Consider the following 14,338-nt stretch of genomic DNA (forward strand, 5'->3'; position numbering starts at 1 on the left):
GGCATGGAACAGCAACAACTGCCCTTGAACGGCAGCCAACTGGGGATCTGGCTGGCGGACCAGGTAGCCGAAAACAAGCAGGGCTATGTGATCGCCCATTGCATCGAAATGCGGGGCGGACTTCAGCCGGAGCTGCTGGCGCGCGCCGTCCGCCGCGGACTGGCGGAAGCCGATACCGTCACCGCCCGCTATGTGCAGGTGGAAGCGGGCGCCCGCCAGATCACGCTCTCGGGCGCGGGCGATGCCGCCATCGCGCCGCTGCAGCAATTGGACTTGCGCGGCAGCGAGGACGCGCGGCAGGATGCCGACGCCTGGATGCAAGCCGATATCGAAGCGCCGTTCGACCTGGCCCGCGGCGAGGCCTGCTACCGCCAGGCCTTGTTCCACATCGGCGAAGACCACTGGCTGTGGTACCAGCGCTTCCACCACATCATGCTCGATGGATTCAGCTTCCTGGCGCTGACGCGCCGTATCGCCGCGCACTACACGGCGCTGGCCGGCGGCGCCGACGCCGGAGCGTCGCCCTTTGTTCCGGTGGCGGTCGCGGTCGACGAATACCTGGCCTACCAGGCTGGCGAGACGCGGGAGCGCGACCGCTCCTTCTGGGCGGGATTCTGCGAATCGCTGCCGCCGGCGGCCAGTCTGTCGCTGCGCAATGCGCCGCCTTCGGGGCGAACGCATAGCCTGTCCTGGCGGCTGCCGGATGGCGCGGCCACGGCCCTGCAGCGCCATGCCACCGCCGCCGGCCTGGCCGTGCCTGACCTGCTGCATGGCCTGCTGGCGGCCTACCTGTACCGCATGACGGGGCAGAAGCGCCAGGCCATCGGCATGCCTTTCATGCGCCGCATGGGATCGCGTGCCATCAATTCCCTGGCGCCGATGGTCAATGTGCTACCGCTGGCGGTGGAGATGGACGCCGACATGGACTGGTTCGGGGTTTCGCGCGCCTTCCGTTCGGCGGCGCAGGCGGTACGCCCGCACCAGCGCTATGAGGCCGAGCAGATTCAGCGCGATGCCGGCATGGTCGGCACGGGACGCAAGCTGTACGGCGCCCTGATCAACTTCAAGATGTTCGACTACCGCCTCGACCTGGCGGGACTGGCGGGCGTCACGCATCACCTGGCGACCGGCCCGGTGGACGACCTGGAATTCAGTCTGCAGGTGGGCGACGCCATTTCCCTCGAACTGCGGGCCGACGCCGCGCGCTACGGGCTGGCGGAACTGGAGCAGCACGCGGCGCGCCTTGCCGGCATGCTGGAAGAATGGGCTGCCGCGCCGCAGCGCGAGCTGCAAGCGCTGGCGCTGGCGCCGGCCGCCGAATTGGCGCGTATCCGCGCCTGGGCGCAGGGCCCGCAGGTGCCGGCGCCCGCCGTCGACCGGCTCTCGGCCATGCTGGCGCAATGCGCGGCCAAGCGGCCGCAGGCGGTCGCACTGGTGTGCGGCGAACGCACCCTGGGCTTTGGCGAACTGGCGAGCCGCGTGGCGCAACTGGCGCGCCTGCTGCGCCGCCAGGGCGCCGGACCGGGCCGGGTGGTGGCAGTGGCCATCCCGCGTTCGGTGGAATCGGTGGTGGCGATGCTGGCGGTGATGGAAAGCGGCGCCGTGTTCCTGCCGCTGGACCTGGACTATCCCGCCGACCGCATCGGCATGATGTGCGAAGACGCGGCGCCGGTGCTGCTGCTGTCCACCAGCGCATCGGGCTTCGCCGGCCCGTGCGGTGTGGCGAGGATCGACCTTGACAGCAGCGCGGTCCTGGAGGCGCTGGCGCAGCAGCCGGACGGCCCGCTGTCGGCCGACGAGCGCGGCGGCGTCCTGGCGGCCGACGCCGTGGCCTATGTCATCTTCACGTCCGGCAGTACGGGCAGGCCGAAAGGCGTGATGAACACCCATGGCGCCCTGCTGAACCTGTTCCTGGCGCACGAGGACACCGTCTACGGCCCCGCCCTGCAGGCGGTCGCGCAGCGCCACCCCGGCCGTGCCCTGCGCGCGGCCCATACCCATTCCTTCTCCTTCGATTCTTCCTGGCTGCAGCTGTTCTGGATGCTGCGCGGCCAGGAGCTGTACGTCTTCGATGAAGACATGCGGCGCGACGCCTATGGCCTGGTGCAGGAAGTGGAGCGCATCGGCATCGATGCGATGGATCTGCCGCCATCCTTCCTGGCGCAGATGCTGGGCAACGGCCTGATGGCGTCCGGCCGCCACCAGCCCACCCTGATCCTGATCGGCGGCGAAGCGGCGCCGGCCGCCCTGTGGCAGCAGCTGCGCTCCTTCCCGGACCTGCAGGCGCACAATCTTTACGGCCCGACCGAGTACACGGTCGACACCTTGCGCGCCCCGCTGGCGGGAAGCGAGCAGCCGGTCGTCGGACGCCCGATCGGCAACACGGTGGCGCACGTGCTCGATGCGCGCCTGCAGCCGGTGCCGTTGGGGGCGGCCGGCGAGCTGTATGTCAGCGGCGCCGGCCTGGCCCAGGGCTACCTGGCGCGCGGCGGCTTGAGCGCGGCGCGCTTCGTCGCCTGTCCGTTCGGCGCGCCGGGCGCCCGTATGTACCGGACCGGCGACCTGGTGCGCTGGAACCACGACGGCCAGCTGGAATTCCTGGGCCGCGGCGACGACCAGGTCAAGGTGCGCGGCTACCGCGTCGAGCTGGGCGAAGTCGAAAACGCGCTGTCGCTGTTGCCGGACGTGGAAAGCGTGGTGGTGCTGGCGCAGGCGGTCAACAACACCCATCGCCTGGTGGGCTATTGCGTGGTGCCGGGACTCGACGAGCAGCAGCGCATGGCGCGCAGCGGCGAGCTGCTGGCTGCCTTGCGCTTGTCCCTGCCCGACTATATGGTGCCGGCCGCCCTGGTCGTACTGGACAAATTCCCGCGCAACGTCAGCGGAAAAGTCGATCGCAAGCAGCTGCCGCCGCCGCAAGCGATGGCGGCGCCGGCTGCGGTGCGGGACGGCGCCGCCGATCCGCTGGCGCTGCTGGTGGCGCGCGTCATGGCCGACGTGCTGAAGCTGCCGCAAGCGGGCGCGGACGACGACTTCTTCGCCCTGGGCGGGGACAGCATTTCCGCCATCATGCTGTGCACGGGCCTGCGCCATTGCGGCCATCTGCTGCGTCCGGCGGCAGTGTTCTCCCAGCGCACCCCGCGTGCCATGGCGGCGCAGCTGCAGCCGCTGGCCGCGCCGGCAACTCCCGTGGCCGATGAAACGGACATCACGGCGCAACAGCGCGAGCTGCTGGCGCGCCGCCACGGCGCGCACGGCGCCATCCTGCCCGTGCTGCCGCTGCAGGAGGGCATGCTGTTCCACGCCCAGGCGATGCAGGGGCAGGGCAGCTACAACGCCTTCACCCTGCTGCACCTGGACGGCGAGGTGGATGCGAACCGCCTGCATGATGCGCTGTGCATCGTCCTGCGCCGCTATCCGCAGCTGGGCGGCCTGTTCGACCTCGACGCGGCGGAGCGCCCGGTCTTCCTGATGCCGGCGCCGGACGCGGTGCCGGCCTGGCCTTGGCAGCAGCACGATTTCAGCCACCTGCCCCCAGCCGATGCGCAGGCGCAGCTGGCGGCCCTGCAAACGGCTTTGCTGGCGCAGGACGGCTCCACCGCCCGCTTCGGCGGCATGCTGCAGGCCGCGCTGGTGAAGCTGGCGCCGCGCCGCCATGCCTTGCTGCTGGTGGTGCACCATCTGATCATCGACGGCTGGTCCACCCCGCTGCTGCTGCGCGACCTGCTGGCGGCGTACCGCAATTGCGGCCTGTCCCTGCCGCCGTTGCGCGCCGATTACGCCGCGCTGCTGGAGCGCCTCGCCCGGCGCGACACGGCGGCATCGGAAGCGGCCTGGCGGGAAGACCTGGCTGGCGCCGAACCCCTGCTGCTGTTCGAGGCGGCGGCGGAGGCGGCACCGGTGCAGGAATACACGCTGGAGCTGCCCGCTTCGCTGAGCGCGAAACTGCAGGACGCGCTGCGCCGCAACGGCATCACGCTGAACGTGATGATGCAGGCGGTGTGGGGCATGGTGCTGGGCGTGATGGCCGGGCGCGACGAGGTGCTGTTCGGCAGCCCGATGTCGGGCCGCAACAGCGCGATCGACGGCATCGAAGAGCAGGTCGGCCTGTTCCTGAACACGGTTCCGGTGCGGACCCGCCTCGATTCACTGCAATCGATCTGGCAGCAGCTGCCGGCGCTGCAGCAGCGCCACATCGGCCTGATGGAGCACGACGGCCTGGGCCTGGCGGCGATCCAGCGCGCGGTGGGCGCCGGCGCGCTGTTCGATACCTTGCTGGTGGTGGAAAACTATCCGGACAATGCCTACCTGGAGCAGGAGCTGCCTGGGCGCGACGGCGCGCCGCTGCGCATCGGCGAAGTGCTGAACCGCGGCTATAGCCATTATCCGCTTGCCCTGCTGGTGCTGCCGGGCGAGCGCCTCTCGCTGCTGGTGGAAAGCCGCAGTCCGGCATGGGACGCGGCGGCGCTGGCGCAAAGGGTGGAGCAGGTGCTGCGCACGGCCCTGGACCAGCCGCAGCTGCCGCTGGCGCGCTATTCGTTGCTGACGCAGGCGGAAGCCCATACGCTGGCCAAAACCAACGACACCGCTGTCACGCTGACGGCGCAGACCCTGCGCGCCGCCCTGGCGACGCAAGCTGAGCGCACGCCGCACCGTCCGGCGCTGCTGGATGCGCGCGTGCAGCTCGATTACGCCGAGACGCGGCGCCAGGTCCTGGCCTTGGCCGCGCGCCTGGCGGTGCGGGGCGTGCGCCCGGGCGATATCGTGGCGATCGCCCTGCCGCGCTCCGTGCGCCTGAGCATCGCCGTGATGGCCGTGATCGAGGCGGGCGCCGCCTACCTGCCGCTGGAGCTGGGCTATCCGGACGAGCGGCTGGCGTATATGCTGCAGGATGCCGCCCCGCGCCTGCTGCTGACCGACAGCGGCAATGCCGGCCGTTTTGCCGGCGCCGCGACGGCGCTGCTGTATTTCGACGAGCTGGCCGATGCCGACGCTCCCGCACCGCGCCTGGACGTGGAAATCGGTCCATCCCATCCCGCATACGTGATTTACACCTCCGGCACCACCGGCCGTCCGAAAGGGACGATGGTGGCGCACAAGGCGATCTTCAACCGCATCGCCTGGATGCAATACGAATACCAGTTGGGCGAAGCGGATGTGGTGCTGCAGAAGACCCCTTGCGGCTTCGACGTGTCGGTGTGGGAGTTCTTCTGGCCGCTGATGCAGGGCGCCTGCCTGGCGATGGCGGAACCGGAGGCGCACCGCGACCCGGCCGCGCTGGTCGACGCCATCGAGCGGCACGGCGTCACCTGCCTGCATTTCGTGCCGTCCATGCTGTCGGTCTTCACCGGCCACCTCGCCGAACAGGCGGGCGGGCGCTGCGCCAGCCTGCGCCTGGTGTTCTGCAGCGGCGAGGCGCTGGGCAAATCGCTGGCCGGCGAGTTCGCGCAATACAGCGGCGCGGCGCTGCACAACCTCTACGGCCCGACCGAAGCGGCGGTGGACGTCAGCTATATGCCGGCCTTTGGCGACATGGGGCGGGGCGGGGCCGGCGTGCCGATCGGCCGTCCGGTGTGGAATACCCAGCTGCGCGTCCTCGATCGCAGCCTGCGCCCGGTGCCGCCGGGCGCCGTGGGGGAGCTCTACCTGGGCGGGGTCCAGCTGGCGGACGGCTATATCGGCAAGCCGGGCTTGACGGCGGCGCGCTTTGTGGCCGACCCGTTCACGTCCGGCGGGCGGCTGTACCGGACGGGCGACGTCGTGCGCTGGCTCGATGGCGGGATTGTCGAATACCTGGGCCGCGCCGACGACCAGCTCAAGATCCGCGGCCAGCGCATCGAACTGGGCGAGATCGAAGCGCTGCTGCGCGAGCAGCCCGGCGTGGCGGAAGCGGCGGTGCATGCCGCCGTCCTGGGCGGCGAGGCGGACGGCGCGGATGCGCGGCAATTGCTGGCGTATGTGGTGCCGGCGTCCGATGCGGCGCCGGAACCCGACCAGCTGCGCGCCGCGCTGGCCGAGCGCCTGCCCTCGCATATGGTGCCGGTGGCGGTGCTGGAACTGGCGCGCCTGCCGCTCAGCGCGAACGGCAAGCTCGATCGCAAAGCCCTGCCATTGCCGGCCCGTGCCGGGCAGGCGGCGGGCAGGGCGCCGGCGCGCGGCCTGGAAACGCGCCTGGCGGAGGTGTTTGCGCGCGTGCTGGCCCTGGACAGCGTCGGCGCCGACGACGACTTCTTCGCGCTCGGCGGCCACTCGCTGCTGGCGATGAAGCTGGCGGCCGAAGTCCGGCGCTCGCTGCAGCGCCGCGTCACGGTGGGGCAGGTCATGACCGCGCCGACGGTGGCGCGCCTGGCCGCGCTGCTGAACAGCCAGGGCATGGTCAATGATTTCGGCAACGACGGGTTCGACGAAGTCATCCACCTGCGCCAGGGCGACGGACCGCCGCTGATCTGCTTCTACCCGGGGTCGGGCTTCGCCTGGCAGTATAGCGTGCTGTCCCGCTATCTGGGCGGCGGGCGCGCCATCGTCGGCCTGCAGTCGCCGCGGCCGCACGGCCTGGTCGCCTCCAGCCCGGACATGGAAGCCCTGCTCGACCGCCAGGTGGAGATCGTGCGCGGGGTGCAGGCCGAAGGCCCGTACTACCTGCTCGGCTACTCGCTGGGCGGCACGGTGGCCTACGGCGTGGCCGAGCGCCTGCGCGCCCAGGGCGAGGAGATCAGCTTCCTCGGCCTGCTCGATACCTATCCGGCCGAAGTGCACGACTGGAGCGATCCGCAAGGCGCCGAAGCGGCGCTGGGCGCGGAGCGCGAACAGGAACGCCTGCTGGGCGATGCCTACGAGGGCGAAACGGACGACGTGCTGCGGCAGGAAAAGGAAGCCATGCTGGCACAGGTCTTCGCCAACTACGCCGATGCGGTACGCCTGCTGGCGCAGACCCGTACCCCCGACTACGACGGGCCGGTCACGCTGTTCATCGCCGGCCAGTCGCTGCCCGCGTACATCCGCCCGCTCGAAGCCTGGCGCAAGCATGTCGCCGACCTGGAAGTCCACCACCTGGCGCATTGCTCGCACGAGACCATTCTGTCGCCGCAATCGCTTGAAACACTGGGACCGCTGCTCGATCGCGCCATCGGCGGGGCGGAACAGCGCCTGCAGCTGCGTACGCGCCGCAGCGCCTGAAACGAAGGGAAAGAAATGAAAATGTTTGTTGATCTGGGACTGCTGCGCCGCAACCGCGATTTTCGCAGCGTCTTTATCGCCCGTACCATCTCGCTGCTGGGGCTTGGCATGCTGTCGGTCGCCGTGCCGATGCAGGTGTACGCCTTGACCGGCGACAGCCTGCAGGTCGGCCTGGCGCTGGCGCTGGAGGGCTGCGGCATGTTCGCCGGCCTGCTGCTGGGCGGCGTGCTGGCCGACCGCTACGACCGCCGCAAACTGATCCTCCTGGCGCGCGGCGTGTGCGGCCTGGGCTTCGTCGGCCTGGCCGCCAATGCCTGGCTGCCGGCGCCGTCGCTGTGGGCGGTCTGCCTGCTGTCGGCCTGGGACGGCTTCTTCGGCGCGCTGGGCGTCACGGCGCTGCTGGCCTGCATGCCCGCCATCGTGGGGCGGGAAAACCTGATGCAGGCGCGCGCCGTGAGCATGGTCTCGATGCGGCTGGCGACCGTGATCTCGCCCGCCATCGGCGGTGTGCTGATCGCCGCCGCGGGCGTCGGTTGGGCCTATGCCATTGCCGCCATCGGCACCGGCCTGACCCTGCTGCCTTTGCTGCGCCTGCCGTCAATGCTGCCCCAGCACGCCGGCGACGAGCATCCGCTGCGGGCCCTGGCCGACGGCGTGCGCTTCCTCTCCACCAGTCCCGTGCTGGCGGCAACGGTGCTGGTCGGCACCCTGGTGACGCTGACCACCGCCGTGCGCGTGCTGTTCCCTGCGATGGCGCCGGGCGCACTGGAACTGGGCCTGATGTATTCGGCGGTCTCGCTGGGCGCCACCTTGGGCGCCATGATCAGCGGGTGGACCGAACACCTGAAGCGGCCTGGCCAGGCCATGATCGCGGCCAGCCTGGCCGCATTCGCTTGCCTGATGCTGCTTGGCCTGCAGCCTGCCTTCCCGCTGATGCTGGCGCTGCTGGCCTGCTTTGGCTATTGCGTGTCGATTGCCTCGCTGCTGCAGTACGGCCTGGTGCAGGGCCACACGCCGGATCACTATATGGGCCGGGTCAACGGCCTGTGGGCCGCGCAGGATGCGGCCGGCGACTCGCTGGCCACCATCGGCATCGGCCTGCTGGGCAAGCTGCTGTCCGCCACGGCCGGCATCTTTGTGCTGGGCGCCACGGCGGGTGTGCTGGGCCTGGCCATGTTCGGCCTGTGCAAGCGCTTGCGCAATGTGCCCCTCAACGATCCGGCCTTGCATGCGCCCTGAAAAACTGGAGACCCCGCTGCCGCCTGGCCTGGCCGCATGGCGGGTGCGGCTCGACGCGCCGCTGGAGCCGGCCTGGCCGCTGCTGGACGACGCCGAACGTCAGCGGGCGGGCGAATTCCGCGCAGCGGCCGCCCAGCGGCGCTACGTGTTGGCGCGCGCCGCTTTGCGCTGCCTGCTGGGCGATGCCCTGGGCTGCGGGCCGGCCCAGGTGATGCTGCGCACCGGGAAGTACGGCAAACCTGCGCTGGCGGGCGTGCAGGGGCTCTGGTTCAATGTAGCGCACTCCGGCGACTACGCCCTGATTGCCCTGTCCAGCCAGGGACCGGTCGGTATCGATATCGAATGGCAGGATGAGCGCCTGCGCGCTGCCGAGGAGGAGGCGCTGACGGTGCGCGAACGCGCCGCACCGATGGATTTCTTCGCGCGCTGGGTCGGCAAGGAGGCGGTGCTGAAGGCGATCGGCGTGGGGATCGGCACGTACCTGCAGGAGCTTTCCGTGCTGGCGCTGGAGCAGGGCCGCTACCGGCTGGCGTACGGCCGCTGGCCCTGGCCCAGCTTCGCCGCCGCCAGCCTGCCGGCGCCGCCCGGCTACGCGGCGGCGATCGCCTGGATCAGCGCAGAAAGCCCAGCACGGTCGCGGTAAATTCCGCCGGCAGCTCGATGTTCGGCAGGTGCACGGTCGGCAGCGTCAGCAGGCGGGCGCCGGGGATGGCTGCCGCGAGGTCGGCGCCATGCCGGGCCGATGTCACCGTGTCGTCGCGCCCGGCGATGACCAGGGTCGGCGCTTCGATCAGCCGGGCGGTACGGCGCAGGTCGGCGTCGCGCACCGCCGCAAACAGGCCCGCCAGACCGTTGCGGTCCACGGCGAGCAGCATGCGCCGGAATTTTTCGATGGCAGGGCCGCCTGCGGCAAGCATAGGGGCCGGGAACCAGTTGGCGAGAAAACCTTCCGCCGTTTCCCGCATATCGCTTGCGGCGAGTACTTCCGCGATGCGCTGGTCGAATACGCTGGCCGGGCCGAGATGGGCGGCGGTATTGGACAGGATCAGGCGGTCGATGCGCTCCGGCGCATGCACGCCCAGCCACTGCCCGATGAAGCCGCCGAGCGACAAGCCGAGGAAGTGGGCGCGGCGGATTCCCAGTGCATCCATCAGTTCCAGCACGTCGCGGCCCAGGCGGTCGAGCGAGTAGGCGCCGGCCGGGATGCCGGACTCGCCATGGCCGCGCATATCGAAGCGCAGCACGCGGAAATGCCGGGACAGGGCATCCACCTCCCCATCCCACATGCGGTAGGTGGTGGCGATGGAATTCGACAGGATCAGTACGGGAAGGTGGTCCGCGCCGTCCAGCTGGTATGCGATGCGGACATTGTCGCCGGTGGTGATATGCATGATTCGGTCCTTTCAATGAATGCTGTTGATGGACCCATGGTAGGTGCGCCCGGCGCGAAAATATATTATAAAGATCGGCATATCTTTGTAAATGATGCTGACAATGAGCGCTTTCACCCTGCACGACCTGCAATGCTTCGACGCGCTTGCCCGCACCGGCAGCTTCCAGTCGGCCGCCGAGCTGCTGCATCGCTCCCATCCGGCCGTGCACGCGGCGGTGACGCGGCTGGAGCGGCAACTTGGCCTGCAACTGCTGGACCGCAGCGGCTACCGCATTGCGCTGACGCCCGCCGGGAAATCCTTCCACGGCAAGTCGCAAGCCACGCTGTCCGAACTGGCCGGCCTGCAGGTGCATGCCGAGCAGCTGGCTATGGGGGAGGAGGACGAGCTGCGCGTGGTGATCGGCGATATGTGCCCGCAGCGCGAGGTGCTGGCGACATTCGCCGAATTCTTCCGCAGTCACCCGGCGACACGGCTGCATGTGCAGGTGGATGCTGTCAGCGGTCCCGCCGAGCGCCTGTACGACGGCGATGCCGACTTGATCGTGCATGGCGTCGACAAGAGCGATGCGCGCGTGGAATGGCTGGACATCGCGAAGATTCCCTTCGTTCCGGTGGTGGCGCCGGGATTCCTGCGCTTTCCCGCCGGGCGCTCCATCAAGCCGGGGCAGATGCGCGATTACACGCAATGCGTCATCCGCGACACGGCGCGCAGCGAGGGGAAAAGCTATTTCACGATCGCGGGCGCGCAGAGATGTTCGGTGCCGGACCAGCAGATGAAAAAGGAAATCATCCTGCAAGGCCTGGCCTGGGGCCATTTGCCGCGCTTCCTGGTGGAGCGGGAGCTGGAGGAGGGGAGCCTGCTGTCGATCGCCGGCAGGTATTTGCCGGGCAGCGTGGAAGAACTGGTGGCTGCCCGCCGAAGCGACCGGCCGCATGGGCCGGTGGCGCAGGAATTATGGGACTTCCTCAGAGACTCGAAATTGCGGCAGGCTGGCCGTTCTTGAAGTTGAAGATGGTCACCGGCGAGGACTTCATATCGCCCTTGGCGTCGAACGCGTAGGTGCCCGATACGCCCTTGTAGCTGCCCGCGGAAATGTCCGCGCCGACTTTCGCAGGATCGATCGAGTTCACCTTCTGCATCGAGGCGGCGTACATCAGCACCGCATCGTAGTAGGCCGAGGCGTAGACGTCGGGCTCCGCGTTGAAGCGCTTCTTGAATTTGGCTTTGAAGGCAGGGCCGGAGGCCGCTTTGTCCAGCAGGGTGCCCCCTTGTGCGCACAGCACGTTTTCGCCGACGGCATCGCCGCCCAGCTTGCCCATTTCGGCGGTGCAGATGGTGTCGCCGCCCAGCAGTTTGGCCTGGATGCCCAGTTGCTTCATCTGGCGCGCCATCGGGGCGCCTTGCGGCGCGTAGCCGCCGAAGAACACGGCCTGCACATTCTTCGATTTCAGTTTGGTCAGGATGGCGGTGAAATCGACCGCCTTGTCGGTTGTGTATTCGTGGCCGGCCACTTGAAGGCCGGCGGTGCGCGCCTGTTTCTTGAATTCGTCGGCCAGGCCCTGGCCGAAGGCGGTGCGGTCGTCGATGACGGCGACATTTTTCAACTTCAGCTCATTGGCGGCGTACAGCGCCATCTTCGAGCCGAGCTGGGTGTCGCTGGCATTGATGCGGAAGATGTTCTTGTAGCCTTGCTGCGTGAGCTTGGGATTGGTCGCCACCGGCGCGATCAGCGTGCCGGCATCGTTATAGATGCGGGAGGCCGGAATCGCAACGCCGGAGTTGTACGGGCCGACCACATATTTGACGCCCGCATCGACCAGTTTCTGGGCGACGGAGACGCCGGCTTTCGGGTCGCCCTGGTCGTCTTCGGACATCAGTTCAAACTTGATCTTTTTGCCGCCGACCGTGATCGGCTTGGCGTTCAGTTCTTCGATGGCGAGGCGGGCGCCGTTTTCGTTGTCCTTGCCGGAAAACGCCTGCGCTCCGGACAGCGGGCCGCTATGGCCGATCTTTACCACCAGGTCTTGCGCGCCTGCGGCGGCGGCCATTACCAGCAGCGCTACCGCGCCTGCCGTGTGCTTCAGCTTCATCGAAGAGTCTCCCTTTATTTGTCGATGGCGTGATTATCCACAATCCGGACGGCACGGCAAGCCGCTTTGCATCAAGCGGCAAGTGGCGCGGGACTTCTGCTGGATTCCGCCAAGGCCGTGCCGAAAACGGCATAAGGGCTAGATCAGGCCTTGTTGTCGATATGGCTGCCCGGCTGCCCGCCGCGCTGGCTGTCGGCCGGGACATTCTGGCCGGCGGCGCCGCGTCCCGCTGCGCCGCCGGCGCCGGCGTTGGTATTTGCCGCAGTGTCCAGCGGCCGTTGGCCGGGGCGCCCCTGCACCGGGGCGACCGGCGGAATTGGCGGCACGGCGGCGGGGGCGGGGACGGCTTGCGTGCCGGGCGCCGCTGCCGGCGGACGTCCTGAGGCAGCGGCGATTTCTCCTGTGCGGTAGGCCGCCACCGCGGCGGCAATGGCCGGGTCGGTGGCTTGCTGGCGCTGCGCCTGCTGCGAGGTGGGAGCGGCAGCCAGACGGGCTGCCTCGGCGGCCTGCCTGGCGCGCTCGGCGCTGTCCTTGGCTTCCTGCGCCGCCGCCGTGGCGTTGGCGGCGGTCGATGCCGGCGGCGGTGCCGCTACGCCGGCCGGACCGGGTGGCAGGCCGGTGGCGGTTGCGCCGCTGACGGGCGGCCCGGCGGCATTGACGGCGGCTTCCGGCGGGCGGATGGCGGGGTTGGCGGGCGGCACAGTCCCCGGCGGCGCGGCTGGCGGTGGTGCGCTGGCAGGGTGCGGCGGCGCGGCGGGCGGCGCCAGCGCGGCGTTACGGGTCAGGGTCGCGGCGGCCTGCGCCGCCACTTGCGCCTCGCGCAGTGCCTGGCGCCGAGCCTCGAGCCGGGCTTCTGTCTGCTCATTGGCCAATTCCTGTGCAACGCCCTGGGCATCGTCGAGACGCTGGGCAATCAGGCGGTCTTGCATGGAGAGGGCATCGGCCGAACGCGCGGCTTGGGCCTGTTCGGCGGCATCGGCCGCCTGGCGCGCCTGCGCGGCTATTGTCGTTTGCCTGGGCGCCTGGGGGGCCGGTGCCAGCGGAGCCACACCGCTTGCCTGGGTCGCCAAAGGCGGCGTTGCGGCGGTGGACGTGGCGGCGATAGGCGCGAACCCTGCGGTAGCCGTCTCGGGCTGGGCGGCGCCCGAGGGCAGCACGGCGCCGCTCGCGCCGGCCGCTGCCTGTTGGCGCGCGAGGGCAAGCCGTGCCGCAACCAGGTCCTGGGTTTCGGTGGCTTCGGCCTGCTCGGCAACAAGGCGCCGGGCCGTGTCGAGCCGGTCGGCGGCAGCGCGTTCAGCCCGGGTCCGGCCAAGCTGGCTGGACTCGGCATCCTGCAGGGCGGCGCGGCGGGCCGCGTCCAGGCGGTCGGCCAGCGCTTGCGCGGCCAGGTCTTCTTCCCGCGTACTTTCCAGCTGCCGCCGCTCGGCCGCCTGGGCCTCGGCCAATCGCTGCTGCTGCGTGTCTTCCAGCGTATTGGCCGCCAGTGCCGCATTGGCCTGCTGGCGCGTTTCCGCCAACTGATCCGCGGCAAGGCGCTGCTGGGCGGCCAGATCGGACAGATTGGGCGAGACGGGGCTTGCTTGCGCCACCGTCCCGCCCTGGCCGGCGTCCCCGCTGGCGGCGATGGCGCCCAGCGCATTGTCCAGTGCCGCCAGCGCCTGCCGCGGCGCCGTGTTGAAGGCGGCGGCCAGCGCGCTGTCCTGAGCGGAAAGCGCACCATCGCTCGCGACATCGATGCCCGCTTGCCGCAAGAGGCCCTGTTGCGACGTCAGTACGGGCGCAAGGTGAGGGGGCGCATTGGCGTTCGCGTTATCCACCACCTGCCTTGCCACGGCGGCAAATGCCGCCGCGTCGCCGCCATTGGCCGCGATATCGCGCACGCTGCGCTGCGCCAGGACGAGGTTGGACAGGAACTGTCCCAGCGTCGAGACGGCCGGTGCGGCGCTTGCGTCGGCCGGAACCGGGGCAGTGGCAGGCCCAATCCGTTCGCCAGCGGCTGGCGGCGCGACAGGAGTGGCGGCATGCAAAGGATCGACAGGAATCATGCAAGGACTTTGCCAGACTTCGGGGCCGCGCATCGTTAAATGGCGCACGGTGGGCGCAGACGTGCGGCCTTATCTTGACCCTTCAAGACCAACCCAAACGATGAGGAGCTCGATCATGGACAACAACATCACCCACAATGAAAATGCAATCAAGGACTTGCGCGCCGGGGCACACAGCACCATCGACAAGGTGGCCGACAATATCAGCAATATCACCGGCCAGGTGGGCGCCAGGGGCGAGCAGCTGAACGCGGCCTATAAGCGCTTCGCCGAAAACGGCCGCAATTACATTCGCGAGAGCCCCGGAAAATCGCTGCTGGTGGCCGTTGCCGCCGGCTATGTCGTATCCAAGCTGCTCGGCATGCGCAAGCATTGATGCCGCCGGCGTTGGCGG

General features: G+C 69.4%; 8 protein-coding genes. 5 read left to right on the top strand and 3 right to left on the bottom strand.

The genetic code is table 11. From position 1 onward, the window contains the following. Nucleotides 1-3: 3 nt before the first annotated feature. Genes H597_RS32595 through H597_RS32600 form a run of 3 tightly spaced genes read left to right on the top strand, consistent with a single transcriptional unit; the run spans nucleotide 4 to nucleotide 9,058 of the window. Complete coding sequence (locus tag H597_RS32595; RefSeq protein WP_051294123.1) at nucleotides 4-7,176, top strand: non-ribosomal peptide synthetase; 7,173 nt, start codon at nucleotides 4-6, stop codon at nucleotides 7,174-7,176. 15 nt (nucleotides 7,177-7,191) lie between these two features. Next, nucleotides 7,192-8,415 (top strand): enterobactin transporter EntS, encoded by a 1,224-nt coding sequence (gene entS / locus H597_RS0126355; protein WP_028104743.1) that lies wholly within the window; start codon nucleotides 7,192-7,194, stop codon nucleotides 8,413-8,415. Then, a complete protein-coding gene (locus H597_RS32600; RefSeq protein WP_051294124.1) occupies nucleotides 8,405-9,058 on the top strand; it encodes a 4'-phosphopantetheinyl transferase family protein in 654 nt (217 codons plus the stop codon). The genes entS and H597_RS32600 overlap by 11 nt, the downstream gene beginning before the upstream one ends. Here H597_RS32600 and H597_RS0126365 read toward each other — a convergent pair. Continuing rightward, a complete protein-coding gene (locus tag H597_RS0126365; RefSeq protein WP_035375284.1) occupies nucleotides 9,027-9,806 on the bottom strand; it encodes an alpha/beta fold hydrolase in 780 nt (259 codons plus the stop codon). The two genes, H597_RS32600 and H597_RS0126365, sit on opposite strands and share 32 nt — an antisense overlap. A 103-nt stretch (nucleotides 9,807-9,909) precedes the next feature. Between H597_RS0126365 and H597_RS0126370 the strand changes: the two genes are divergently transcribed. Beyond that, entirely contained in the window at nucleotides 9,910-10,812 is a 903-nt protein-coding gene (locus tag H597_RS0126370) for a LysR family transcriptional regulator (RefSeq protein WP_028104745.1), read from the top strand. On the opposite strand, the gene H597_RS0126375 is transcribed toward H597_RS0126370, so the two are convergent. Together H597_RS0126375 and H597_RS0126380 are read right to left on the bottom strand one after the other, a co-directional pair. Further along, nucleotides 10,775-11,899, bottom strand: a complete 1,125-nt coding sequence (locus H597_RS0126375; protein ID WP_028104746.1) for a branched-chain amino acid ABC transporter substrate-binding protein — start codon at nucleotides 11,897-11,899, stop codon at nucleotides 10,775-10,777. The two genes, H597_RS0126370 and H597_RS0126375, sit on opposite strands and share 38 nt — an antisense overlap. 143 nt (nucleotides 11,900-12,042) lie before the next feature. After that, entirely contained in the window at nucleotides 12,043-13,944 is a 1,902-nt protein-coding gene (locus H597_RS0126380) for a coiled-coil domain-containing protein (protein ID WP_028104747.1), read from the bottom strand. A gap of 115 nt (nucleotides 13,945-14,059) precedes the next feature. On the opposite strand from H597_RS0126380, the gene H597_RS0126385 reads away from it, so the two are divergent. Further along, nucleotides 14,060-14,320 (top strand): penicillin-binding protein 1C, encoded by a 261-nt coding sequence (locus tag H597_RS0126385; RefSeq protein WP_051294125.1) that lies wholly within the window; start codon nucleotides 14,060-14,062, stop codon nucleotides 14,318-14,320. Nucleotides 14,321-14,338: the final 18 nt, after the last annotated feature.

Source organism: Pseudoduganella violaceinigra DSM 15887, assembly GCF_000425385.1.
Lineage (GTDB): Bacteria > Pseudomonadota > Gammaproteobacteria > Burkholderiales > Burkholderiaceae_D > Rugamonas > Rugamonas violaceinigra.

What these genes read in the sequence shown, in the direction of transcription:
- H597_RS0126365 (WP_035375284.1), bottom strand. Translation starts at nt 9,806, where the DNA reads ATGCATATCACCACCGGCGACAATGTCCGCATCGCATACCAGCTGGAC.
- H597_RS0126385 (WP_051294125.1), top strand. Translation starts at nt 14,060, where the DNA reads ATGGACAACAACATCACCCACAATGAAAATGCAATCAAGGACTTGCGC.
- H597_RS32595 (WP_051294123.1), top strand. Translation starts at nt 4, where the DNA reads ATGGAACAGCAACAACTGCCCTTGAACGGCAGCCAACTGGGGATCTGG.
- H597_RS0126380 (WP_028104747.1), bottom strand. Translation starts at nt 13,944, where the DNA reads ATGATTCCTGTCGATCCTTTGCATGCCGCCACTCCTGTCGCGCCGCCA.
- H597_RS32600 (WP_051294124.1), top strand. Translation starts at nt 8,405, where the DNA reads ATGCGCCCTGAAAAACTGGAGACCCCGCTGCCGCCTGGCCTGGCCGCA.
- entS (WP_028104743.1), top strand. Translation starts at nt 7,192, where the DNA reads ATGAAAATGTTTGTTGATCTGGGACTGCTGCGCCGCAACCGCGATTTT.
- H597_RS0126375 (WP_028104746.1), bottom strand. Translation starts at nt 11,899, where the DNA reads ATGAAGCTGAAGCACACGGCAGGCGCGGTAGCGCTGCTGGTAATGGCC.
- H597_RS0126370 (WP_028104745.1), top strand. Translation starts at nt 9,910, where the DNA reads ATGAGCGCTTTCACCCTGCACGACCTGCAATGCTTCGACGCGCTTGCC.